Annotated in this window: 24 protein-coding genes and 3 tRNA genes; 4 read left to right on the forward strand and 23 right to left on the reverse strand. The window is 48.1% G+C overall.

Features of this window, described 5'->3' with window-relative positions:
• The 6 genes from V4210_RS03025 to V4210_RS03050 all read right to left on the reverse strand — a co-directional run bounded on the left by V4210_RS03025 (position 1) and on the right by V4210_RS03050 (position 5937).
• Positions 1 to 657 carry a DUF1653 domain-containing protein gene (locus V4210_RS03025; RefSeq protein WP_338520571.1) on the reverse strand — a complete coding sequence of 219 codons (657 nt, stop codon included), beginning with the start codon at positions 655 to 657 and terminating at the stop codon, positions 1 to 3.
• Between the two features lie 13 nt (positions 658 to 670).
• On the reverse strand, positions 671 to 1276 hold the full coding sequence (locus V4210_RS03030; RefSeq protein WP_338520572.1) for a hypothetical protein: 606 nt from the start codon (positions 1274 to 1276) through the stop codon (positions 671 to 673).
• A gap of 9 nt (positions 1277 to 1285) precedes the next feature.
• Complete coding sequence (ligA, locus tag V4210_RS03035; protein WP_338520573.1) at positions 1286 to 3322, reverse strand: NAD-dependent DNA ligase LigA; 2037 nt, start codon at positions 3320 to 3322, stop codon at positions 1286 to 1288.
• Positions 3303 to 4415, reverse strand: coding sequence for a hypothetical protein (locus V4210_RS03040; RefSeq protein ID WP_338520574.1), 1113 nt, complete (start codon positions 4413 to 4415; stop codon positions 3303 to 3305). Before V4210_RS03040 ends, ligA begins: the two co-directional genes overlap by 20 nt.
• A 9-nt stretch (positions 4416 to 4424) precedes the next feature.
• The gene (gene htpX, locus V4210_RS03045; RefSeq protein ID WP_338520575.1) at positions 4425 to 5300 is read right to left on the reverse strand and encodes a zinc metalloprotease HtpX; all 876 of its coding nucleotides are present in this window, start codon (positions 5298 to 5300) and stop codon (positions 4425 to 4427) included.
• 67 nt (positions 5301 to 5367) lie between these two features.
• On the reverse strand, positions 5368 to 5937 hold the full coding sequence (locus tag V4210_RS03050; RefSeq protein ID WP_138079287.1) for a LemA family protein: 570 nt from the start codon (positions 5935 to 5937) through the stop codon (positions 5368 to 5370).
• A 178-nt stretch (positions 5938 to 6115) separates the two neighbouring features.
• Between V4210_RS03050 and V4210_RS03055 the strand changes: the two genes are divergently transcribed.
• Positions 6116 to 6781, forward strand: coding sequence for an SDR family NAD(P)-dependent oxidoreductase (locus tag V4210_RS03055; protein WP_138079289.1), 666 nt, complete (start codon positions 6116 to 6118; stop codon positions 6779 to 6781).
• Between the two features lie 108 nt (positions 6782 to 6889).
• On the opposite strand, the gene V4210_RS03060 is transcribed toward V4210_RS03055, so the two are convergent.
• Positions 6890 to 6975, reverse strand: a tRNA-Leu gene (locus V4210_RS03060).
• A gap of 91 nt (positions 6976 to 7066) precedes the next feature.
• Between V4210_RS03060 and V4210_RS03065 the strand changes: the two genes are divergently transcribed.
• A complete protein-coding gene (locus tag V4210_RS03065; RefSeq protein ID WP_338520576.1) occupies positions 7067 to 7654 on the forward strand; it encodes an alpha/beta hydrolase in 588 nt (195 codons plus the stop codon).
• 33 nt (positions 7655 to 7687) lie between these two features.
• Here the strand turns inward: V4210_RS03065 and V4210_RS03070 are convergent.
• From V4210_RS03070 to V4210_RS03100, 7 genes are all read right to left on the reverse strand, one after another.
• Positions 7688 to 7761 (reverse strand) — tRNA-Cys (locus V4210_RS03070).
• Between the two features lie 13 nt (positions 7762 to 7774).
• A tRNA-Leu gene (locus V4210_RS03075) sits at positions 7775 to 7861 on the reverse strand.
• Between the two features lie 25 nt (positions 7862 to 7886).
• Positions 7887 to 9692, reverse strand: a complete 1806-nt coding sequence (locus V4210_RS03080) for a peptide ABC transporter substrate-binding protein (protein WP_338520577.1) — start codon at positions 9690 to 9692, stop codon at positions 7887 to 7889.
• A 9-nt stretch (positions 9693 to 9701) separates the two neighbouring features.
• Positions 9702 to 9938, reverse strand: a complete 237-nt coding sequence (gene secG, locus V4210_RS03085) for a preprotein translocase subunit SecG (protein ID WP_138079295.1) — start codon at positions 9936 to 9938, stop codon at positions 9702 to 9704.
• The gene (locus V4210_RS03090) at positions 9939 to 10316 is read right to left on the reverse strand and encodes a phage holin family protein (RefSeq protein ID WP_138079297.1); all 378 of its coding nucleotides are present in this window, start codon (positions 10314 to 10316) and stop codon (positions 9939 to 9941) included.
• Between the two features lie 53 nt (positions 10317 to 10369).
• Positions 10370 to 10720 carry a type IV pilin protein gene (locus tag V4210_RS03095; protein WP_338520578.1) on the reverse strand — a complete coding sequence of 117 codons (351 nt, stop codon included), beginning with the start codon at positions 10718 to 10720 and terminating at the stop codon, positions 10370 to 10372.
• Positions 10721 to 10743: 23 nt separating this feature from the next.
• Entirely contained in the window at positions 10744 to 12342 is a 1599-nt protein-coding gene (locus tag V4210_RS03100) for a helix-hairpin-helix domain-containing protein (protein ID WP_338520579.1), read from the reverse strand.
• Positions 12343 to 12389: 47 nt separating this feature from the next.
• Between V4210_RS03100 and V4210_RS03105 the strand changes: the two genes are divergently transcribed.
• Positions 12390 to 13019 carry an HAD-IA family hydrolase gene (locus tag V4210_RS03105; protein ID WP_338520580.1) on the forward strand — a complete coding sequence of 210 codons (630 nt, stop codon included), beginning with the start codon at positions 12390 to 12392 and terminating at the stop codon, positions 13017 to 13019.
• A gap of 14 nt (positions 13020 to 13033) precedes the next feature.
• Here the strand turns inward: V4210_RS03105 and V4210_RS03110 are convergent, their stop codons facing one another.
• The 8 genes from V4210_RS03110 to V4210_RS03145 all read right to left on the reverse strand — a co-directional run bounded on the left by V4210_RS03110 (position 13034) and on the right by V4210_RS03145 (position 16532).
• Positions 13034 to 13351, reverse strand: coding sequence for a hypothetical protein (locus V4210_RS03110; RefSeq protein ID WP_338520581.1), 318 nt, complete (start codon positions 13349 to 13351; stop codon positions 13034 to 13036).
• 31 nt (positions 13352 to 13382) lie between these two features.
• Positions 13383 to 13652, reverse strand: coding sequence for a hypothetical protein (locus V4210_RS03115; protein ID WP_338520582.1), 270 nt, complete (start codon positions 13650 to 13652; stop codon positions 13383 to 13385).
• The gene (locus V4210_RS03120) at positions 13576 to 13833 is read right to left on the reverse strand and encodes a flavodoxin (RefSeq protein WP_338520583.1); all 258 of its coding nucleotides are present in this window, start codon (positions 13831 to 13833) and stop codon (positions 13576 to 13578) included. Before V4210_RS03120 ends, V4210_RS03115 begins: the two co-directional genes overlap by 77 nt.
• 185 nt (positions 13834 to 14018) lie before the next feature.
• Positions 14019 to 14366: a DUF488 domain-containing protein gene (locus tag V4210_RS03125; RefSeq protein WP_338520584.1), complete on the reverse strand. Its 348-nt coding sequence runs from the start codon at positions 14364 to 14366 to the stop codon at positions 14019 to 14021.
• Positions 14363 to 14899 carry a uracil-DNA glycosylase family protein gene (locus V4210_RS03130; RefSeq protein ID WP_338520585.1) on the reverse strand — a complete coding sequence of 179 codons (537 nt, stop codon included), beginning with the start codon at positions 14897 to 14899 and terminating at the stop codon, positions 14363 to 14365. The genes V4210_RS03125 and V4210_RS03130 overlap by 4 nt, the downstream gene beginning before the upstream one ends.
• Before the next feature lie 80 nt (positions 14900 to 14979).
• Entirely contained in the window at positions 14980 to 15375 is a 396-nt protein-coding gene (locus V4210_RS03135) for a cupin domain-containing protein (RefSeq protein ID WP_338520586.1), read from the reverse strand.
• Between the two features lie 25 nt (positions 15376 to 15400).
• The gene (gene trxA, locus V4210_RS03140) at positions 15401 to 15730 is read right to left on the reverse strand and encodes a thioredoxin (RefSeq protein ID WP_338520587.1); all 330 of its coding nucleotides are present in this window, start codon (positions 15728 to 15730) and stop codon (positions 15401 to 15403) included.
• A 37-nt stretch (positions 15731 to 15767) separates the two neighbouring features.
• Positions 15768 to 16532 (reverse strand): type II CAAX prenyl endopeptidase Rce1 family protein, encoded by a 765-nt coding sequence (locus V4210_RS03145; protein ID WP_338520588.1) that lies wholly within the window; start codon positions 16530 to 16532, stop codon positions 15768 to 15770.
• Between the two features lie 137 nt (positions 16533 to 16669).
• On the opposite strand from V4210_RS03145, the gene V4210_RS03150 reads away from it, so the two are divergent.
• Positions 16670 to 18439 (forward strand): ABC transporter ATP-binding protein, encoded by a 1770-nt coding sequence (locus tag V4210_RS03150; RefSeq protein ID WP_338520589.1) that lies wholly within the window; start codon positions 16670 to 16672, stop codon positions 18437 to 18439.
• A 55-nt stretch (positions 18440 to 18494) separates the two neighbouring features.
• Here the strand turns inward: V4210_RS03150 and V4210_RS03155 are convergent, their stop codons facing one another.
• Complete coding sequence (locus V4210_RS03155; RefSeq protein WP_338520590.1) at positions 18495 to 24779, reverse strand: choice-of-anchor U domain-containing protein; 6285 nt, start codon at positions 24777 to 24779, stop codon at positions 18495 to 18497.
• Positions 24780 to 24800: the final 21 nt, after the last annotated feature.

The raw sequence follows: 24800 nt of genomic DNA on the forward strand, positions 1-24800 counted from the left end.
TTACACCTGAGTTTCAGAGTTTACTTTCTCAAATCGTGGCACAGATTTCCCATCCAGTACTACTGTTTCCGTAAACATGTTGGCAGGGCGAGCAAATAACTCACATTCATTTTCATAGAGAGGCCGGTAGATCACCAGGAGCTCTTCCGTCTCAGTTTCTAACGCTAGATCGATCACCTCGTATAGCTTGCCTGACTTGCTATGCTTGTACACACCCTTGCTTATTTTCGCGCAACGACTCTGCTCTTTACTATCCGCAGCTTCTTCGCGATACTTCTCTGGCTGAGCGCGGAAGATTCCTACCCATTTACTATCATCAGCCAAATCATGATATTTAATGTAATGTCGTTTGTCAAAGCCGCCCTTATCCTGCTTTTTACGCGCCATTTCCTCTTGGACTTGCTCTATAGAAAAGCCAAAATCTTGGCGCAGCGCGTCAACAACTTCCTGCAAATCAGCCAGCTCTTTGAGAGATTCGCCGCGTTGATTATCGTCCAGCGGGATTTCGTCCGCTTCCTCATGAATCTTACGGAGCAGTTCGCGGCGAAATTCTTGCTTGTTTAGTTCGCGGTACTCCGTATGTAAAACTTCTTCGTCATCCAGACACTTTTTCACGACTTTGTCGCGAACTAGTTTTTGTAAATAAAAACGTACCATAACATTCTCCTTTTTATACCTGATCTATCTCGCGTATCAGCCGCCGAAGAATCATCACCATATAAAGCCCATATCCAGCCGTTGCCAGCGCGCCGCCAATACCACTCACAGCATACACCATCTGCCACGAAGTATTCGTTGTCAAGGCGATATAGAACGCCGCAAGTGCCGCGACAATCGCCAAAGGCGCTAGGCAATAATCAATCGTGCGATGAAAAATCTTCGCTTGCGGTACGAAATGCATACCAATAATCAACGTCAGCGCCGGCATGATATACCGCTGCAAGCTAAACACGGCCAATAATATAATGACAATCCACAGCGGAATATACGTCAACGCGCTGAGTATCTGCATTTGCTTGCCAATCTTGTTTACTTCTGGCGTTGGCTTTGGTTGCGGTAATTGTGCCACTGCACGCACAGCACTCACGCCATGAAAAATCAGGCAGCCCGCATACACAACAAGTAGCGCAAAAACAGCCCAGCCAATCACGCCCCACGCCAGCCCGAACCATACGGCATAGATCAGCATAAAAAAAGCCATCAGAATAGGAAACAGGGCGCTGCTTTTTGCCGCGATAATTGCTTCGTCTCTTTTTGTTGGTTCTTGGGCTGTCATATATTTCTCCTACCTTTCTTCTATGATTACTAAAAATTCTTGCTCGTCAATAACTTTCGTGTCGTATTGTTCGGCTTTTCTCAATTTACTGGCACCGACTTTACCACCGGCTACCAGATATGTTGTATCTTTTGCAACAGCGGTTTGGAAAGTGCCGCCGAGATTGCGGATCTTTTCAGCAGCAGTATCACGGCCCATTGACCGCAAAGTGCCGGTGATGACGAAACTCTGACCAGTCAGACTGCCGGATTTTTTAGTAAACTGTGGCATCACGCCAAAGTTAGCAAATTTTTCGAGCAGCGTCACATTATCTTCATCAGCAAACCACGCCACGATCGACTCGGCGACAATTTCGCCCACGCCGTCCACTTCGCGCAGTTCATCAATAGTCGCTTGGCTAAGTTTCTCAACACTTTCAAAGTGGTTTGCCAGGTCGATCGCCGTCTGTGCACCAACATGACGAATGCCGAGACCGAACAAAAATCGTTCCAACGCTGGCTGCTTTTTAGCAGCAATGGCATCAATGAGTTTTTGCGCAGAAATCTCAGCAAACCGTTCCAGCTGCAGTAAATCATCTTTCGTCAACCGGTAAATATCCGCCAAATCATTAACTAGCCCGGCCTCGACCAGCGCCTCGACATTTTTCTCGCCCAGCGTATCGATGTCCAGCGCACCTTTAGACGCAAAGTGCGCCAGGGACCGCTTCAAAATCAGCGGGCCGCTCAAACCTTTAACGCGGTAGACTGCCTCGCCCTCTGGCCGCACAAATGCTAGTTCCGGATATTGGCGCGCTAATTCCGCCGGGTAGTCAGTTGGTTTGGTGTCTGCCGGTCGCAATTCTTTTAGCACAGTTTGCACCTGCGGGATGATGTCGCCGGCCTTGAAAATCACCACCGTGTCGCCGCGACGCACATCCAGCCGGGCAATTTCATCAGCATTATGCAGACTAGCGTGCTGTACCGTCGTACCGGCCACCACCACGGGGTCGAACACCGCTACTGGCGTAGCCGCACCGGTTCGACCAATGGAAACAACGATATCACGGACGATGGTTGTGACTTCTTCGGCGGCAAATTTATAGGCCACTGCCGCTCGCGGTGTCTTGCCAACGATGCCGAGCTCGGCAAACTGTCGCCGATCATTGAGCTTGATGACCGCTCCGTCAGTGTTAAACTGGAGCGACTGACGCAGCTCATCCAGATGATTAACATAGCTCATCACCTCGTCCAAGCCATAGACGATTTGCGTCTGCCGACTGGTGGTGATACCCAGCTCGTTCATCATCTGGTAACCAAAGGCAATTGTCGGCGTGTCCTCGAGGTTGTCGCGAATGATATCATAACCAACAAAATGCAGTGGACGCTCAGCCACCAGCTTTGGGTCAAGCTGACGAATCGTCCCTGCGGCTAGATTACGCGGATTGGCAAATTCTGGCTGACCGGCCGCTCGCCGACGCTGATTTAAGGCCGCAAAGTCCTCTTTGTGCATCACGATTTCACCACGAATCTCCGTCCGACCACGCAAAAAATGAGCAAAACGCTGATTGGCGCGTAGTGTCAGCGGCACATTTTGAATCGTCCGCACGTTCATGGTCACATCTTCACCAACTAATCCGTCGCCGCGCGTCACGGCCCGCGTCAAAACCCCGTCTTCATAGATCAGCGCGCAGGCCAGGCCATCCATCTTGATATCACACAAAAATTCTTCAGTGATGTCTTGGCGCACCTTTTTCATGCGCTGTATCCACGCTGCAACCTCTTCTCGGTCAAACACGTCTTGGAGCGAAATCATTCGTGTTTGATGCTGGACCTTGGCGAATTTACTGAGCGCCTTTCCAGCTACCCGCTGGGTTGGGCTATCTGGCGTGATGAGGTCCGGAAATTGTTCTTCCAGCTGCGACAATTCATGTTTCAGACTATCAGCTGCTGCCTCGCTCATGATCGATTCGTCGAGTACATGATAGTGATAGCGATAATCATTGATCAGATCTCGCAGTTTGACAATTCGTTGCTTGGCCGACTGCCGATCAAGCTGGCGCGCTGTCATCGGCGACGACCTTTCGGTAGAATAAGTAGGTATAGGTAGCTGAAAATACGACAGAAAATGACGCAACCAACAACACCATGATTGGCACCAATGGGAATGAAGCGGTTTGATCAATCCAACCCGTCACGAAGGCGTCCAATTTGATGGTTGGGATGAGAATAATTACCCACAGCAGCGCCAACATGATAGCCAGCCACAACATGCGAAGCAAGATGCGGATACGACGACCAACCACGATATCACCAGCCATGCGCACAGCCCGCATTGGGTAGGTGCCCGGCAGCGTAACAATGATCATGGCAAAAGCCGTGGAGGTAAGCCAATACAGCGATAGCACTCCTAGCAGCCCCGTGATTGCTGCAGCGATCATCAACAGTGGTGTCTGGCTTAAGACATCGGCTGTTTGCAGCGTCGTATAGAGAATGACGCCGCCAGCAGCTGGCAATATTTGACACAGGACGATGAACAATAGCACGATGAACGCAACCAGCGGCGCCCCAGCTCGGTACAGACCATCGCGGATGGTTGGCGAATTACCAGAGCTAACAGCTCTTAACAACCAAATAGTAGTCAGCCATACCATGATAAGCGCCAACACGCCCAATATTTGCTGCAGGGCGTTGTTTGGCTGATTGGTTAACTGACCGTACACCACACCGCCGAAAATCGAGAACGTCGCAAACAAATCACTCACCGCTCCCTGTTCGACTGTACCTTCAGCCAAGGCCTTAATTTTTTTGTAAGTCTCCTGGTCCATCAGTCCCGCGAGCACAAACACTATCAGCGCGTACACCAGCGCCAAGCCAAAAAATAAACGCTTGTTTGACCAAATCATTTTGACCGCCTGGGTAGTCAACGACCAATAGCCCGGAACGTGCAATGATCTGACATAATCCCTGCGCCGCGTCAGGCGAAAACTACGGTGCGGTCGACGTTTCAAAAAGTTAGCTCTCCGAGTTTTTAGCTGCCGCCAGGTCTTTTTGCAATATCGCTGACCCCGCACATAATAGCTAGAAACAGATTTTTGGTTTACTCGTGAACGATTGGTCGTCACTTTCTTTTTGGAGACAGATGTACGTTGCTTTTTCATCATCAGAAATCCTTACATTTTTGTCGCATTGTTTCGCAGGCGAGCAATACGATCCTCCAACGGTGGATGGGTGCTAAATAATTTTGAGAAAAAGCCAGGGCGTAATGGATTGTTCATAAATAGATTGGCTGTCGATGTGCTTTGGCGCTCCATGGGCCGGCCATATTCTTGCAATTTGCCTAGTGCACTCGCCAACCCTTCTGAGTCTCGAGTCAACAACGCACCAGAAGCGTCCGCGAGATACTCGCGTTGCCGACTCACTGCTAGCTGCGTGATGGTCGCCAAAATCGGCGCCAAAATCACTACTACCAAACCCAATATGTACACCGCTGGGTGAACATCACGATCATCGTCACCACCAAAGAACATCATGCGCAGGGCTAGATCAGCCAATAGCCCAATAGCACTCACCAAACCAAAAGCAATCATACTAACGCGAATGTCGTAGTTACGCACATGGCTCATTTCGTGCGCCATCACTGCCTCGAGCTCACGTTTGTCCATGATCTCCAGCAGTCCAGTCGTCGCACCGACGATGGCATGCTTGGGGTCGCGACCCGTCGCAAAGGCGTTCGGCGCCGGGTCGTCAATGATGTAGACTTTCGGCATCGGCATACCAGCAGCAATCGCCAAATTCTCAACTACTCGCCACAGTTCAGGCGCATCTTTTTTCTCAATCTCCTGCGCGCCAGTCATGGCCATGGCTAATTTTCCAGCCAGATAGTACTGAAGCCAGGCGTACAGCATCGAACAACCAAACACAATCCACGCCAGTGAATAATTTTTGACCACCATGCCGATGAAGACACCGATAATACCAATGATAGCTACGAACACTGCCATGATGATGACGGTGTTGCGTTTATTTTGAGAAATCGCACTGTACATAGTAGCTATTATAGCAAAAACCGCTCGCCAACGGTAGGCGAGCGGCTGCGTGCTTTACGCGAGATAATTAGAACTTGACCTCTACTGGGTTCTCAACAGACGCACGGTCTTCAACCTCAAAGAACTCCTTGGCCTGGAAGTTGAACATACCTGCAACGATGTTTGCTGGGAAAGTCTGGATCTTGGTGTTCAAGTCACGAACGCCACCGTTGTAGAAGCGGCGGGAAGCTTGAATCTTGTCTTCAGTGTCGACCAGTTCCTGCTGCAATTGCATGAAGTTTTGGTTAGCCTTCAAGTCTGGGTAAGCCTCAGCTACTGCAAACAGACTCTTCAAGGCGCCTTCGAGCATGTTTTCTGCCTCGGCAGTATCCTTCACACCTTTGGCATCCATGATGGCTGAACGTGCTTCGGTCACCTTTTCAAATACTTCTTTTTCGTGTGTCGCGTAACCCTTCACAGAGTTCACAAGATTTGGGATCAAGTCAGTACGACGTTTCAGCTGAACCGTGATGTCGCTCCATGCTTCTTCAACGCGGTTGCGTAGAGTCACCAAACCATTATAGGTGGCGACGATGAAGCCGATAGCGAGAACCAGGACAACGCCAACGACTATAAGTGCTATGATGATTGAGCTCATTGAATATTCTCCTTATCAATTTATGCTAACCCCTTCATTATACCACAGACATTTTGCTTGTGGTTAGGTTTTTGGGCAATAAATAACTTCGATCATCAAGAGGTATTGAGCCATATTCTACAGAGCTGAAAATACTGGCCGAAGCGACGTTCTAGCCCAAAATGGTATAATTAGTTATATGAAGACAGTTTTAATTACCGGCGCAAGCGATGGTCTGGGTTTTGCCACCGCACAACTACTGCTTGAAAAGGGCTACAATGTTTATTCTCTTTCTCGCTCAAAACCAACAGATAGCAGAATCAAGCACATTACGCTTGATCTGACAGATGAAATATCCATCAAGAGTGCCGCTCAGCAAATCTTAGAGCTTGATGATCAAATCATGGCACTCGTTAACTGTGCTGGCATTATGTCTAGATTTGACCGGACGGATGAAAAACTATTTAGCGATATTATAAAGGTATATTCTACAAATATCATGGGTGTAATTTATCTCACTAACTTCTTAATAGACAGGGTTGTCAAAGATGAAGCGGACGTCATCAATGTCGCTTCTACAGCCGGCACTAAAGGTTCTGCAAGCGAGCCAGTGTACACTAGTAGTAAATGGGCAATGCGTGGCTATAGCAAATCACTGCAAATGCTTTTCAAGGGCAAAAAGTCGCGAGCAATTAGCTTCTGTCCAGGTGGTATGCGCAACAGAATGCTTGAGAAAATTACTGGCGAGCAGCTACCAGACCCTGAAAACTGGATGCCAGTGGAAATAGTCGCAAAGACATTAGTGGACATCATCGAGACGCCAAAGCCGGCAGAAATTAGCGAAATTGTCATCAATAGAAAATAACAAAACCATAAGCTTATCACCGTATCACTAGCAACTTCCATTTACCGTCGACTGTTATCGGCACTAGAAAAGTCACCAAAACAGGTGACTTTTCTTTTAGCTGCAATTTGGTGCGCAAGGCGGGAATCGAACCCGCACGACTTTTGGTCAAGGGATTTTAAGTCCCTCGCGTCTACCAATTCCGCCACTCGCGCCCATATTCTGCACTAATGACCGCCCGATGTCCATGTCTACTGACGTTTGACACGGTCTGCCATTTGCGCTGGTTTGTATTATACTATATTTATGAAGCAAATTGTAATAGTTCACGGCGGGTCAAGTTTCAATAACTACGAAAATTACTTGAATAATCTAAAGAATAGTCAGCTTCATTATGAACGGCTACTTTGGGTGCAAAAATGGCGTGACTGGCTGGCACAAGAAATCGTCGTCGCTGATGTTTTGCTACCAGATTTCCCTAACAAACAGAATGCCGACTACACTGAGTGGAAAATATATTTTGAAAAGCTACTGACCCTGCTTGGCGATGACGTTCAGTTAGTGGGCTATAGCTTGGGTGCAATGTTTTTGGCGAAATATTTACACGAATCACCGCTTAGCTCGCCAGTCCGACGGTTGGTGTTAGTGTCGCCGTGCTATGATGACGAATCAGTTGAAGATTTAGGCAGTTTTCGAGTGACAAGTGCTATTGGTTTGGAAAAATCAGCAGAGGAAATTCATTTATTTCACAGCAAAGACGATCCAGTAGTGCCCTTTACTGAACTTGCCAAATTTCAGCGTGATTTACCGACCGCCAAGGTGCATATTTTTGAAGACCGCAACCACTTTTTCCAACCGACTTTTCCAGAATTGAAAGAACTGCTCAAAAAATAAAAACGCCCGATATCCAGACGTTTCATATCCACTTGGAGGCACGTACGAGAGTCGAACTCGTCTAAAAGGTTTTGCAGACCTCTGCGTAACCGCTCCGCCAACGCGCCGCTCTATTACATTTGGTGCGAGCGAGAAGACTTGAACTTCCACGAACCTAAGTTCACTAGCCCCTCAAGCTAGCGCGTCTACCAATTCCGCCACGCCCGCACGACTGTCATCATTATACCTGACACTATGGCGTTTTGTAAACTGAATCTTGGCGAACTGTCCAGTAAATCACGTCAGCAAATCGATCGGTTGGTGAGACTAGCCGAGTATTTTGCGTGACAGCCTGAACTGATGGCAGTTTGATGTATTCAACTGTTGGACGATACAGTGGCAGTGACGCAGCCGATGCTTGCCAGCGTCGTACGAATGATTGATAATAATCCGCGCGCTGTTTTGGAGAACGCTTACCACGGCCGCCGACTAATGCGTCATCTGAAATGGCGTCATTATAGTTTGCAAAATTCAAACCTCGTTGATCGCGTTGGTCTTGTGACGAGTGCCAATACGCATAGACGTCTGGGTCACCGCCAAGCACCAACTCATATATCAAGACGTCAAAATTACGCGGCTGCAACACCGACCTGAGAACATCCTGATTAGCATCTGTTGCATCAACAATCTTGACTTCCACCTCAGCATTGAGCTCATTTCGCCATGTCTCAGCCAACGAATTGGCTGCATTTTCATATTTAGAACCCTGCAAGGAAACAACTGACAGCTTCAGTGACTGGTCACCCTTTTTGCGCACACCGCCAGACACCGTCCAACCTTCTGTATCCAGTAGCTTTTTAGCTGCTTCTACATCACGGGTTAACGGCCTTTCCAGCTCTGCTTCAGTGTGTTCCGGCAAAACTGGTCCTGTTAATTCGCCTGTTTTTTGTGGCATCTTTTTGCGAAGCGCGGTGATGTCGACTGACTGTACCAAAGCTTTGCGAATGGATGGAGACTGGAGAATCGGACTCTTGCTATTGAATAATGCGTACACCCCGTTGTGGGTTTCATAAGCCTTCATCTCATACATTTTTTTGACGTTTTCTGGCTGAGAAGCATAGGTCAGCTCTGGCGTGGCCATGATTTCACTAGTTCTCAAGCCCTTTGTGATCTCATCCAGTGAGGCATATGCGTACAGCTGGAAACGGTCTAGCTTTGGCTTACCAAAGTGATATGCTTCATTTGCCGTCATATGCACAGCTTTTCTGCCACTTTCCCGGTTATCTGTCTGCAAGAGTCGGAATTTGAATGGTCCGCTCGTGACCGGTGAGCGTCCAAACGAGTGGTCGCGCAGAGTAGCTGGCGCTACATGTTCCAATACGTGTTTTGGAACAACTGGAAACGTCAATGTATGCAAAAATGGCGCATAGGTGGATGGTGTTACAAATGTTACAGTATTGTCGGCAGTTTTCCGAACTTTGATGGATGCCCAACCGTCAGTTGAAGCGCCAACCTTGGAGTTTTTTAGAAGATTAACCGTAAATATGACATCATCGACCGTCAATGAGTGGCCATCAGACCAGCGAAGATTATCTTTCAGAGTGATCGTATATTCAGTCTCGGTGCCGTTGATGGCGATTGATTTTGCTAAATCCCCCTTGAGGTGTCCAGTATTGTCGTATTGGTAGAGGCTGGCAAACATTAGCCTCGCAGCAGACCGTTCTGCATTAGAACGCGCAAACAAGGGGTTGAGGGTTTCCAGCGATCCTAAAACTCCCTCTGAATATGTGCCACCTTCCTGAGGTGCATCCTTCGTGTAGGCTGCACGAAAAATAGTCCATTGCCCTGCACTCAGGCCAACCAATATCATCAATAGTACTGCCCAGCCGATAACTTCTCGGCGGACTTCTGTCAATCTGTCGAGACGGGATGTTACAAACTTATGTGCGTGCTTGATGACGCCCTTTTCGATCTTCACAGCTCGACGATTTAAGTTTTTTCCAGAAGCGCTCATTTTTTGGAACCGCTTCCAAGACGGCTTGCCTCCAGCCTCTGTCATGACGACAACCTAGCCTTTAAGCCCCGGCAAGACCAAACTAGCCAAGATTGATAGCACAAAAACTACAGCCAGAACGATGGTAACGTCAAACAAGTTCTTATCAAAACCACGACGTGTCGTAAACAGTTCACCAGAAGATCCAAACCCTGCACCAAGTGAGGCGCCACGTTGTTGTAGCAAAATTGTAATAATCATCAAAAATGCTGATCCTAATGTGATATATGGTAAAAGTTGTTCCAAATTCATCTAACTCTCCTGTTCTTTTTGCGCAGTTCGTAAATCAACCACACTACTTACTATATAGTTTACCAAACTAAGGATGATACCGGCAATAATTGCGTCGCCAAACGTGATGGAAACGTTTGGAGCCAGCACAATAGCGAGGTAGACCATGAGACCATTGATAATCAACGTAAATAGGCCAAGGGTCAACAGAATTGCTGGCAGCGACAAGATGATAATGATCGGTTTGAGCATACTGTTGATGACGGAAAATATCAAACCAGCTAGCAGAAACGTCAACAAGCCACCATCCGACATGGTGCCTAAAAGTCGCAACGATATCCAGATGCCAAATGAGTTCATGGCCCATCTGAATAAAAATACAAAAAATTGCCGTTTCATCACACTGCTACTTATTATAATAATCTGTTCGCATTTTCACAAGAGCTCGGCTGTCAGGAACAACCACCGTCACTCACGTCTGAGCTCTTACTAGTGATGTGCATTTTTTGAGAACCACGTGTCGCCTCAATACAGAACTCTTTCCCATCAGCACCCTGGATGTATACATGAACGGGGCCACCGTTATAATTTGGTATTGATGCGCCAGCGGGTAGTGTTGGATAGGCATTGTGAAAATTGCGGTATTGCTCCATAGCCTGCGCTGCACTTTTGAGGTCAGCCGTGATAGCATCGCGCAATGACTTCTGGCGCCAATTGCCGTAGCTGATAATTCCGATAGTGGTCAAAATGGCTATGACTGATATCATAACAAGCACTTCTATAATAGTAAAACCGCGTTTCATATTGTTAGTATAGCACAAGCGTTTTAGTTATTGGTACGCTGTGCCGTAATATATTTGTGGACGATTTGAGCACGCGACTGGCCAATCACCGACGCTAGGTCATCTTCTGTGGCACTGACAACATTACGGAAGCTACCAAATTTTTTCAGCAATTTAGCGCGAGTTTTTGGCCCAATGCCAGGAATTTCCTCTAGCTGATTTTTCGTTTGCTGCTGACGCTTCAGCGCCGTGTGATAACTCACGGCAAAGCGGTGCGACTCGTCACGGATGCGCTGAAACAGTTTGACGATGTCAGTTGTCGCAAGGGTATTCTCGTCCGCCGTCGGGCGTTCGTTGCGAGTTTGCTCCATGCTAGCTCGTAAGTTTTTTGAGTGCGAACTGGCGTTACGCTGGCCTGGGTGTAAATTCACCACATAAACCTCACCGTCTTCATGGATAGCGATGTCCGCCCGCGGCTGCGACTGAGCCTGCTCAATAAACGTGGTATCAATCTGCGAACCAGTCTTGTGCACTAATAATTCTTCCTCGCGCTTGACGATGCTGATGATCGGCACAGTGACGCCACGCTCATCACGCGCTTTGATAGCCGCCGCTAGCTGGCCTTTGCCGCCATCAATCAGCAGCAGATCAGGACGACCCCAGCTTTTTAGATGACGCTCACTCAGCCGGCGAAAAATCGTCTGATAGATATTGCCGGTATCATCATTTCTCTCGCTAACTTTGAATTTGCGGTACTCTGCCCGGTCGCTCGCGCCATTGGTAAATACCACCATACTGGCGACAACTTGCTGGCCGCTCATATGCGAAATGTCATAGCCCTCGATGCGTGCTGGGATACCGTTTAGGCTCAACAATTTTGCCAAATCAGCCAGCGCCTTGTCTTTAGAAATATCCAAAAATTCTTTGTCGCCAAAACAAACCCGCCGCTGCAACTCCTGCATGGCGCGTAGCTTATTGCGAAGATCAGCCGCCCGCTCAAAATCATGCAGCCCAGCTGCCGTTTTCATGTCGCGCTCCAGCTCAGCAGCGATGGCTTTACGATTACCCTTGATGTAGCTGATGAGTTTGCGTAAATTAGTTTTGTAGATAGCCGATCCATCACTCAGTCGCGGGCTCAAACCTAAATCTTCATCCAACTTCGACTGCCCCGGACGGCGCTGCCTAGTTAAATAGGGAAACACCCGCCGCAAATATCGCAAGGCTTTTTTCAAAGCAAAGCCATTATAAAACGGGCCAATGTATTCCGCACTGTCATCAGCTGGATTACGCGTAAAGCTGACGGTCGGCCACTCACTTTTCATGTCGATTCGCACATACATCTGCGATTTATCATCGCGTAGCAGTACGTTGTATCGCGGCATATAGCGCTTGACCATCTCGCTTTCCAGAAACAAGGCATCAACTTCGCTTTCAGTCTCAATCCAATCCGTATCAGCGATTTCCGCCACCAACGCCATGGTTTTATTGTCCCGCCCACGCGAATCTTGAAAATACTGACGCACGCGGTTTTTCAGCACCGCCGCCTTGCCCACATAAATAATCTCACCGCCGGCTGACTTATGAAAATAAACGCCCGGGGTGCGTGGTAGAGTTTTGAGCTTGGCTTGCAATGGTTGATTCACCTTTTTATTATACATTTTTCTAGGCTAGTAATGTTACAATTAGTAATATGTCGCAGACGAAAAACCCACACCACTCCATCAAAGCCATCGTCTTTGATCTTGATGGTGTGTATTTCAACAAAGGCAAGGCTGAATTCCTGAGCAGCCTCACACGCTACGGCGTTGAGGAAGCGAGCGCCAAGTCGGTCTTTCTGACGAGTCAGCACATGGCTGATTATAAACTGGGGAAAATCGATGACAATGAATTCTGGACGTGGGCAGAATCGCAGTGGCATACAGGCCTGTCTAATCATGAGCTTATAGAGCTGATGCTTGATGGCTATGTGATAGATGAACGCGTTGCGCAACTGGCGACAAGGGTTCAACATGCGGGCTACAAAACATTGATCTGCTCCAATAATTTTCCAGCTCGTATCAACGGCCTGGAGAGAAAGTTTGGTTTTCTACAGCAATTTGATACAGCAGTTTTCTCATATCAAGTTCATGCCGCTAAACCGTCAACCGAGATTTTCGCCGAATTGCTGCGTCGCTCTGGTCGCCAACCACAAGAGATAGTCTACGCTGATGACAAGCCAACTGCACTCACTGGTGCGAAGGATCTTGGCATTAACACACTGGTTTATACTGATTTTGATACATACCGTGACGACCTCCAAGAGCTGGGAATTATTTTATGATATCGCAACCGGGTTTAATGCCAGCCTAGCAGTTCAGTGAACGACTTCTGCGCGCTAACACATTCACCCAACTCAATGCTCGTAACTGGCAAAGTAATATTATGCGCGAGCAACAATCTGCGCACTTCTTCCTGTTTGTTATATGGCACCTCTATGTGCGAGATATCAGTGATAGCTATTCGCTTGTCGGCACGCGCTTCGTAGTAACGCATTGGTTTTTCTAACTCTACTTGTGAAGCAAGGTGCTTAATGCCAATGAGTATTGGATAGTTACCAGGAATATCACTACCTAAACAAAAGATATCCCACACATCACGCGCCTGTCTATTCACCTTCTTACCCCATGTGTTGTCACCATGTTCATCATGCGACAAGCTGCGCCATGTTTTCCAGCACCGCCTGGCTTAGTCCGCCAAACACTTTTGCCTGCGTCATGATATTTACTGCGTTCGTTAATTTCTCTGCCTGCGCCTTGCCGACCAATTTGTAATCATCAACGTCATGCAGCCAAGCCGTCAACAGCACTTCTTGCAAATCCACTGGCTCACTGCACTCGCTAGCAAAACGCTCTGCCAGCAGCGCCAGAACCGGCGTGGGTATTGAACGGAATGATTGTTTTGCCGACAAAGTCATACTTTTCTAAAAAAGTATTGATGATCATCGGCGACTCGCCCCACCAAATCGGATAGCCCAAGAAAATAGTATCATGAGCAGACAAATCTACCTTGCCTTGGAATGCTGGCCGCGCGTTTTCGGCTTTTTCACGCTTGGCAACTTCAGTACATTCTTGATAATTATCCGGATACGGATTCACCGGCTCCAGCTTGAAAACGTCGATTTTATCGCCGAAATAATCCTTGATATAACCAGCAATTACCTCCGTATTGCCAACTTCAGTGTCATCAACACCGTAATTTTCGCCCGCCCGCGAGAAAATGTTAGTAGCATATTATACCTCCTTACGTAACCATTATAGCACTACGTAGTGTGCGGCACGAATCACCGCTCTAACCACTGCTGCAGCACTACCGCCTGATTATGCTCGATATCTTTAGCACTGTATAACAGCGTAACAACTGGATGTTTTTGCCATTGTTGTTTAAGAGTGGCGGCTACAGAACTAGCATCCAGCTCTTCGGTATAACGCGACCTAAACCCTACAAATTTTTCCGGATCATGACCGAACCATTGGCGCAACTCGTTAGTCGGTGCGATATCTTTTGCCCATTCGTCTAGCGCTGCTCGTTCTTTACTGATACCGCGCGGCCATAATCGGTCAACCAGCACGCGGTAGCCATCGTCCGATTCTGGCGATTCGTAAATTCGTTTAATTTTATAAACTGTCATGACAGCACCTCCTTAACTATAGTTTGTAGAGCTGGAATGACATCCGATTCAAACCAGGGATTACGTTTGCGCCAGCCAATATTGAGCGGCGATGGATGAACCAATGGAAAATAATCTGGCAAATACATATTAAAGTCCGCCACAGTTGCTGTCAAATTATGCTTGGCGCAGCGATCAAGATAATATTTTTGCGCATACGAACCAACCAAAATTGTCAATCGCACATTCGGCATCTGCGTCAATAAGCACGGGTGCCATTTCCTAGCAAAGTCCAAGCGCGGCGGCAAATCACCGTGCACTCCCCTGCCTGGATAATAAAAATCTATCGGCATCAACGCAAAGAGATCGGGATTGTAAAACTGCTCATCCGTTACGTTCAGCCATCGCCGAAGTAAACGACCGCTAGCATCATTCCACGGCTTTAGCGTTTGCTGAGCAATTCGACCTGGCGCCTGCCCAACTAGTACAACTCGCGAACTTGACGAAGCAGAATACACAGGCGACCAGCCTCTATTAGCAAAATCAGCATTCATTGGATCGGCTGCAATCTGATCATATAAAAGCGGTTTAGCCTGCAATGTAATATACTTTCGTTTGTAATCCGAGTTAATAACTATTCTGTCGTCACACCATCAAAATCTTCTTCGTTAACTTCCGCTTCTTCGCGTGTCGCCCGAACAATGCCATCTTTGTGATGTGCTGGACTATAAATCGTGTAGAGCTTAAGTGGCTCTTCGCCAATATTTATCACATTGTGCTCAGCACCTGCTGGCACGATAATAGCACTGCCGTCAGACACAGCATACTCATTGCCATCAATCAAAACCTTACCCTGACCTGCCTCAAATCGGAAGAATTGATCATTCTCCTCATGAACCTCTGAGCCAATTTCACCGCCAACTGGCAGACTCATCAATACCAATTGACAGTGCTTCGCCGTATAAAGCACCTGACGAAAATTATTATTCTGCACCGTCAATTCTTCAATATTTCCATTAAAACCCTTCATAAAAATCCTCCTTTTAACTTAATTTCTACTTTGCGGCTTTCTCTAAAGCATCGATCAGCGTTTGCTTCGGTTTCATGCCAATCAGCTCCTCAACAATTTCACCGCCAACAAAAACCTTCATATTCGGAATACCTTGAACACGATAGTCCATAGCCAACTGCGCATTCTCCTGGCTGGCTTCAGTATCAACTTTGACGACATCAAACTCAGTTTCTTCAGCAATTTGGTGTAAAATTGGCGCCATCGCTCGGCACGGCGGACACCACGGCGCCCAAAAATCAACCAGCACTGGCTTGTCGCTTTTTAGCACTTTCTCTTCAAATTCTTGTTTTGTTGTAATCTCATATAACGCCATTATTTTCCTCCTTTGCTCATATTCTATTATACAGCAGCTACACGCCAAATGAACAAAATCTTATCACATCAACCACTATATGTGCACCTATGGCCGAACTAACATCGCGCTTTCGTTGCATGACGGCAAACGGCAGACCAAACAATAGCGCCAACGCCAGGACGCTACCCAGCGCAAAATTAGCTGTATTAAAATGAAGCAAGACGTGAGGCAATATCATAACGAGATAGCACAAAAAATTATCTAATTTTGACAGTAATCTATCCTTAATGAAATAGATGCACGTAGCAAAGAAAAAGAAGCGGAAAATAATTTCTTCCGAAATACCAGCACGCATGGCGTTTAAGAACCATTCTGGCTTGAGCGAAAAAGCAATATTCCAAGAAATTTTTGCCAGGAGAATATTGACGGTTCCCAGCGCCAATCCTACCAATAGGGCAAGGCAAATTGTTTTTAGTATTTCTTTTTTGTTGACCATTTTACAGAGGACAATTGCATGCTTACTTTTCTTGAGCACACTAACACCTCCAACATACGCAACAGCAGAGCACACTCCCATGAACATACTGGATGGTGCAGCCAGACAGCCTAAAATTACAGCAATGATAACATCAGTTCTAGAAACATTTTTGTTCCTTACGATAAATAAAACTGCCAATAAAACAACAACCAAAAACCACAGGATGTTAAGCTTTTGTGGATTTAGTAACGTTATCGACCACAGCGCCACAAAAAAGAGGTTGATACCGAGCAGTACTCGTGTTGAAGATCGGTGTAAAACTACAGCATGTTCTTGACTCATGGCATAACTATATCATATACTTGTACAACATGTATGAACTTACCAGAGAAGGTGAGTTCCTCTAAATCCTCACGTTCGCAATAGTTAACCTACCAGCGAACCACTGAATACAGAAACTAACCAAAGGAGTATTTACGTTGACAAAAGTATCAAACAAAGAAATATTAGGCCTGTTCTGGCGAATATCACGGCCCTACAAGCATCGGCGGAATTTGACTATTTTCTTTACAATCATCACACTTGCCATCACAATTTTTGTTGGCCCGCTGATTATTGCAGAATTGCTCAACACCATCCAAAGCGGTCAACTAAACAACACGGAGAAACTATGGAAATTAGTCGCACTCTACGGCATGAGCGAATTATGGTCAAATGTCATTAGCTGGCGCTTAGTCCTATATCTCGCTTGGACATTCGAAACTGCCCTACAACGTGATCTATACGCACGGTGTTTTAGCAAACTAACCAACCAAACGATGTTTTTTCATGCCAATAAATTTGGCGGTTCACTTGTCAGCCAAACCAACAAATTAAATGGCGCAGTCGAACGTTTTTGGGACACAATTATTTGGTCAATTTTGCCGTTGGTAATTTCCCTGGTTGGCTCGATCATAATTTTGTCAACTCTGCTGTGGCAATACGCCGTATTTCTCCTACTATTCTCAATCATATTTAGCATTGTTGTCTACTTTGGCTCTCGACCGATGGCTAAGCTGAACGAGACAGAAGCCAAAGCCAGCAACAAAGTGAGCGGACAATTAGCCGATGCTGTTTCAAACATTTTGGCCGTAAAATCGTCTGGTGCCGAGGCGCTGGAACAGCAACGCTTTGCAAAGACCGTTACATCATGGCGCGGCGCCAGCCTGGGTACCATGCGCGGGCTCCTAAAAGTCAGTACTGTGTATTCAACCATTAATATAACGATAAAAATTGGCGCCATAGCCTTTGCGATATACGCCGCCCAGCACAATGTAGTGTCAGTAGCGGCGGTTTACCTCATCATCACCTATACTGGCAGCGTAGCGCACGAGCTGTGGAATATGAACGGCATTATGCGTAGTTATAACCGTATCCTTGGTGACGCTCACGATATGGTGGAAATTCTGACCACGCCGACGACACTGGTCGATCAAAGTGACGCAAAGCTTGCTGTCACACGCGGTAGCATCAACATGGACAACGTGACCTTTACTCATGATGAGGGCGAGGGTGACACGCTGTTTCATGCTTTTTCTCTTCGCATTCAGCCAGGTGAAAAAATTGGCTTGGTTGGATCAAGTGGGTCTGGCAAGACTACCTTGACTAAACTATTGCTACGGTTTGCTGACATCGACTCGGGAGAGATTACCATTGACGCGCAAAACATCGCTGAAGTCACCCAGGCAAGCCTGCGTGAACAAATTGCCTACGTGCCGCAAGAGCCGTTACTATTTCACCGTTCGGTGCGTGAGAATATCGCTTACGGTCGACCTAACGCAACTGATGCTGAAATTGAACGTGCCGCTAAGAAAGCTGGTGCCTATGATTTTATCGTTAAATTACACGATGGCTTTGATACCATGGTCGGTGAGCGCGGCGTGAAACTATCAGGCGGACAACGACAGCGCATCGCCATCGCCCGGGCAATTTTGAAAGATGCACCAATCCTGATTCTTGATGAAGCAACCTCAGCCTTAGACTCAGAGTCAGAAGCGCTAATCCAACAGTCACTGGAAACATTGATGAAGGGTCGAACCTCAATTGTCATCGCCCACCGCTTATCAACCATCGCCAAACTGGATCGCATCATTGTTCTAGAAAATGGACGCATCGTCGAAGACGGTTCACACGAGCAGTTGCTTGCCAAAAAACGTAGCGTTTATGCCAAACTGTGGGCACGACAGTCCGGCGGATTTATCGAAGATTAACATAAAAAGCGGCTACATGAGATAGCCGCTTTATTATTGAGCTGTGACAGCTGGTTTAGCGTCGGCGTTTGATGATTATCCAGGCGCCAGTAGCAACGACCGCGATGGAACCGAGAGTGATTACGATGGCGTTACTACCCGTGTCAGCTAGTGCATTTGATGCTTTCTTCGCAATCTTAGCAACTGGGTTGTTGCCGCCACTATTGGCATTTTGGTTACCATTCTGAGTAGCGTCCTCTTCTTCGTAAATACCAACTGGGTCGATGATAGTGCCGTTTGCTATACCGTCACCGTCACCAAAGCCGCCGTCAGTCAAATCATAAGCAATAGTGGTGTATTTGCCATCTGGCGTATTACCAAAGGTAACTCGGCTGGTGATGTCTTGGTATACTCGACCATTCATTATCTTACCAATTGTCAGACGGTTCGTGTTAGCATAGCGACGACTTAATGTTAAGGTTACGCGAGCTGTAAAGCCAACCGCAGGAGCTTGGTTGTTACAGTTAATCGTGAAGTCCACTCCTTCGCGAAGCACACGGTTATTGTAGCGATCCGGCGTTGAAGCTGTCTGTGCTGTCGCCAAGTTGTAACAAGAGTTTCCAGATGTCTCTAATGTCAAAGAACGGTGATATGGCTGTGCAACAGTCATCTTGTTCCGTGGAGCCTGAGGTCCCGGGATGACAATTGCATTCAACCGATTTTCCAGTGCAGTTCTCTTAGCGGTATCCTGTACGTTTGCCACCAAAGCTCTTGCGGCATTCACTGCAGCTTGAGTTTTGCTACTTTCAGCCTGAGCAACTGCTTGTTCAGCGGCTGTTTGGGCGTCTGCTTCCTTCTTCTTGGCGTTAGTTACTGCCGTGTTGAGGTCGTTGGCTGCTTTCTGGATGGCAGTAGCAGCTGGGTTTGGTTGCTTCTCTACTTCTTTGGCTTTGGCGAGAGCTTGCTTGACGGTAGCGTCATTGGTAATGTAGGCCGGTTCTTTCTCGGCGTTGGCGATGGCGGTGCGGAGGGCAGACAGGTCAGGACGGAGGGCGTCAAGTTTTGCTTGCAGAGCTGCTTTGGCAGCGTTGAGCTCGGCAACAGAAGCACCGGCGTTGGCAGCAACCTGCTCTGCTTGGGTGACTTGTGCTGCTACGGCGTCCTTGGTTTCTTGGGACATGCCGGCAGTGGTTGCTGGGTCTTTGGCCTTGGTTATCAGGGCGGAGAGAGCGTTGCGAGCAGCGGTGACGTTAGCGGTTACCTGGTTGAGGCGATCCTGGAAGGCTTGTTTCTTCGTTGGGTCTTGGACGGCAGCTACCTTGGCGTTGGCGCTGGTAACATCGTCTGGATCCTGGTTGTGTTCAGCCTGAGCAACTGCTTGTTCAGCGGCTGTTTGGGCGTCTGCTTCCTTCTTCTTGGCGTTAGTTACTGCCGTGTTGAGGTCGTTGGCTGCTTTCTGGATGGCAGTAGCAGCTGGGTTTGGTTGCTTCTCTACTTCTTTGGCTTTGGCGAGAGCTTGCTTGACGGTAGCGTCATTGGTAATGTAGGCCGGTTCTTTCTCGGCGTTGGCGATGGCGGTGCGGAGGGCAGACAGGTCAGGACGGAGGGCGTCAAGTTTTGCTTGCAGAGCTGCTTTGGCAGCGTTGAGCTCGGCAACAGAAGCACCGGCGTTGGCAGCAACCTGCTCTGCTTGGGTGACTTGTGCTGCTACGGCGTCCTTGGTTTCTTGGGACATGCCGGCAGTGGTTGCTGGGTCTTTGGCCTTGGTTATCAGGGCGGAGAGAGCGTTGCGAGCAGCGGTGACGTTAGCGGTTACCTGGTTGAGGCGATCCTGGAAGGCTTGTTTCTTCGTTGGGTCTTGGACGGCAGCTACCTTGGCGTTGGCGCTGGTAACATCGTCTGGATCCTGGTTGTGTTCAGCCTGAGCAACTGCTTGTTCAGCGGCTGTTTGGGCGTCTGCTTCCTTCTTCTTGGCGTTAGTTACTGCCGTGTTGAGGTCGTTGGCTGCTTTCTGGATGGCAGTAGCAGCTGGGTTTGGTTGCTTCTCTACTTCTTTGGCTTTGGCGAGAGCTTGCTTGACGGTAGCGTCATTGGTAATGTAGGCCGGTTCTTTCTCGGCGTTGGCGATGGCGGTGCGGAGGGCAGACAGGTCAGGACGGAGGGCGTCAAGTTTTGCTTGCAGAGCTGCTTTGGCAGCGTTGAGCTCGGCAACAGAAGCACCGGCGTTGGCAGCAACCTGCTCTGCTTGGGTGACTTGTGCTGCTACGGCGTCCTTGGTTTCTTGGGACATGCCGGCAGTGGTTGCTGGGTCTTTGGCCTTGGTTATCAGGGCGGAGAGAGCGTTGCGAGCAGCGGTGACGTTAGCGGTTACCTGGTTGAGGCGATCCTGGAAGGCTTGTTTCTTCGTTGGGTCTTGGACGGCAGCTACCTTGGCGTTGGCGCTGGTAACATCGTCTGGATCCTGGTTGTGTTCAGCCTGAGCAACTGCTTGTTCAGCGGCTGTTTGGGCGTCTGCTTCCTTCTTCTTGGCGTTAGTTACTGCCGTGTTGAGGTCGTTGGCTGCTTTCTGGATGGCAGTAGCAGCTGGGTTTGGTTGCTTCTCTACTTCTTTGGCTTTGGCGAGAGCTTGCTTGACGGTAGCGTCATTGGTAATGTAGGCCGGTTCTTTCTCGGCGTTGGCGATGGCGGTGCGGAGGGCAGACAGGTCAGGACGGAGGGCGTCAAGTTTTGCTTGCAGAGCTGCTTTGGCAGCGTTGAGCTCGGCAACAGAAGCACCGGCGTTGGCAGCAACCTGCTCTGCTTGGGTGACTTGTGCTGCTACGGCGTCCTTGGTTTCTTGGGACATGCCGGCAGTGGTTGCTGGGTCTTTGGCCTTGGTTATCAGGGCGGAGAGAGCGTTGCGAGCAGCGGTGACGTTAGCGGTTACCTGGTTGAGGCGATCCTGGAAGGCTTGTTTCTTCGTTGGGTCTTGGACGGCAGCTACCTTGGCGTTGGCGCTGGTAACATCGTCTGGATCCTGGTTGTGTTCAGCCTGAGCAACTGCTTGTTCAGCGGCTGTTTGGGCGTCTGCTTCCTTCTTCTTGGCGTTAGTTACTGCCGTGTTGAGGTCGTTGGCTGCTTTCTGGATGGCAGTAGCAGCTGGGTTTGGTTGCTTCTCTACTTCTTTGGCTTTGGCGAGAGCTTGCTTGACGGTAGCGTCATTGGTAATGTAGGCCGGTTCTTTCTCGGCGTTGGCGATGGCGGTGCGGAGGGCAGACAGGTCAGATTTTGGCAGTGTTGCAGTCACGTGTAGTGTTCCAGAGAAAGCAAACGGCTTACCATTGATAGTTATCTGCTTGTTCCAGTTGGCCTGCAACGCATGCGGTTGACCGTCATATACTGGTGCCGCCACTTTTAATTTACCAGCTGCTTCATTGACCAAAGTGGCCGTATTCTCAATGGCAATTGGCGCGCCAGCTGCATCCTTCAAAGGCGAGCTGAACACTTCAGACTCAGTAGTCATACTACCCTGCTGGTTTTCTAGCTTCAAAGAGGTAAGGTGGTTCAAACCCGCGAGAGGCTGTGCATTCATGATCGTACTGTAGTCTAACCGCAGTTCAGTAAGTTGAGTCATTCGTCCAATTGCAGCAATCTCATCCTCGCTCAGCTGCCCCCCAGTCAAGCGCAAAGAGGTCAGAGCCGGTGCACCAACAAGAGATTGAGCATTGACAACTTTAGTCTTTCGGCCATAGTCATAGAAAGAGATTTTCTTTAGCGAGTTTTTACTACCTGCAAATGTTGATAGGTCTAACGTCTGATTGGTACCGCTCATCGAGACTTGCTCGAGCTTGTTCAGAGACGACAAAGGACTATAGTTCGTAACAACATTTTCCGACAAGTTCACACTACGCAACTCAGACAAGCCAGCCAGCGGTTGAATATCAGCAACCTTGTTGCCTGACAGCTGTAATGCGCGCAATTTAGTTAGGCCAGAGAGCGGCTGTAAATTGGTAATTGCGTGATTGCCGAGTGATAGCTCAGTGACATTTTTAGCGTACTCCAGACCAGTCAAATCCTTAATCCTCTGGTCTTCCGTGATATTGCCAGTATTATCGACATACATGCGATCAATGGTTAGCATTTCTTGAGCAGTAATCGCTTGAGCATCACTACGGGTTTTCCCTGAGATTTCAGCTAACCTCTTGTTCAACAACTGGCGCAACCTGGCATCAGGGATGTTAACGCCCTGCGCTGCCGGAGGCTGTGGAGGTGTCGGAGAATTGGTTGAATCCATATAAGCATTTACCAAAGCACCTCGGTTTACCGCCACACCAGGCCTTACGTGTTGGCCGCTTGGGTCAATTGCTGATGCAACCTCAGCTGACAATGGCTTACCTGAACCAATCGCCGGACTGCCTGCCTTCAAGTTGTAGTTACTCTTACGGTAGTCGGTGTTCTGTTCAGCTTCTTTGATGAAGTATGGGTTGTTTGCGCGTGTACCAAACAGGTCGAACGAGTGGGTGTCGCGACCATCAATTGACGACCTTACGCGGCTATCTTTAGCGATGTCTTTCACATTAGCAAACAAAATATCAAGGCGGTTCGGCACATCCGCTAAGTCCCAGGTCATGATCGTGCCTTCATTTTGCAAGCTACTGCGGTAGTAGGCGTTGTAGTCAAAGCCCTTGAACATGTCATTTGTATAGGTGCCTGGACCAGTGTGGTTTGGGCCACCAGTGCTCCTAACAGGGTAGGACCACAGTGGCGCGCCAGTGTCACCAGAGATGACTGCACGAGATGAGATGATGTTATTGTACATCTCTAGACCAGTCAAGTTCCAGCTCAGACCCTTGCCAGCAGACCACGACTCGAGCGATTTACAAATTTGTGGATTATTACGATCTCGCTCATTACAACCGTCAGTACGAGCATCCTCATTCAGCATGATAGGTCGGTTGGTTCGAGAGATAGTGTTATTGTATACTTTGGAGTTCGAACTACTCGATACGCCAATACCCGCACCCGAGCCCTCAATAATGTTTGATGCGATGATTGTGCCATCTGAAACCTCATCAAAGATCGCTGTTGTCGTGTTGATGAAGAAGTTGTTGACAATTTTTGCTTTGATGCAGCCTTCATCACACCAGACACCCGCTGTACCATTGCGCACATAATAGTCGTTGCCAGTTGAAGCAGGATTCTTTGAGTTATCAACCACATTACCTCGGAACGTAAAGTTCTCAATGTGCGTCACTTTTATCTCAGAAACAGTACACCACGCCAAACAGACTGAACCATTGGTCAGATAATTTGCTGCGTTGTTCTCTGTAAAGATGTTATTTTCAAATGTTGTATTGTGCGCACGGTTAGCTCCTGCACCATTACCACCATTGCCGATAAATTTGTTATTAACGATGCGCGCACCTTGTGCATCAGTATTGAAACCGACTGAGGAGCTTTGCGTAAAGATAGAGTCTTGGACGACTGAGCCACGACCATTTACCACGATCATACTGGTCCCAACCTGATCTTCGGCCAAGTCACGATCCCAAGACCAACTCTGTACTGGTGAGTACTGTGCAACATTGATAGCTTTCATCGTGAAATTAGAGCCATCATCAGCCTGACGACCACCAACAGAGAAAGCGCGTGCTCGGTTGGTAATCTCTGTAGTACCGCTAGATGGGTCAGAGCCAACATAATATGTCAAATCATCTTCTGTGCCAACGTTAAAGCCTGCTCGATTATTTGTTGGATCTTTCAAAGTAGTTGGGTTTTTGTCTTCAACGTAAAACTTTCCAGGGCCAACCTTGTTTTTTGCATCGACTTGTTCCAGTGGTTGATCGTCGATAAACATCTGCTCTGGGTAAGCAGCCATACCTTCTTTGGATGGGTTGGGGTTGACCGTACAAACACGACAGAAATTACGGAATTTACCCGTAGTCTTCCACATGTTGCCTTCTTTAGTCCATCGATCTGCCGATACAATATCGCTACCCTTCATCCAGACTTCAGCATGAGGGGCAGCCTGGAAGGTAATATTTTTCTTCGTGACAAAGAAATGCGGCTCTCGGTAAGCGCCGCTCTTAGCTACAACCGTTCCTCCATCAGAAACAGCCTGTAAGCCTCGCCTAAAGGTCGCGAACGGTCGCGCTTCGGTACCATTCCCAGAATTGTCATTACCATCTGGCGAAATCCATGCCACATTGGTTGTCGGCACTGGATAGTTGGTATCCATCGCTTTATATTTTTTGTGGACACTAGCCGCTTTTGCCATAAACGGACTTGTTAGAACCAACGCGAAAACCATCACAACCGCAGCTGCTGGTATCGCTAGTTTGGCGACACGTTGATTCCTTCTTGATATACGAAGACGTACCATCCCTATTTTTCTCCCTCTCCT

Origin of the sequence: Candidatus Nanosynbacter featherlites, assembly GCF_037013405.1 — a bacterium.
Lineage (GTDB): Bacteria > Patescibacteriota > Saccharimonadia > Saccharimonadales > Saccharimonadaceae > Nanosynbacter > Nanosynbacter featherlites_B.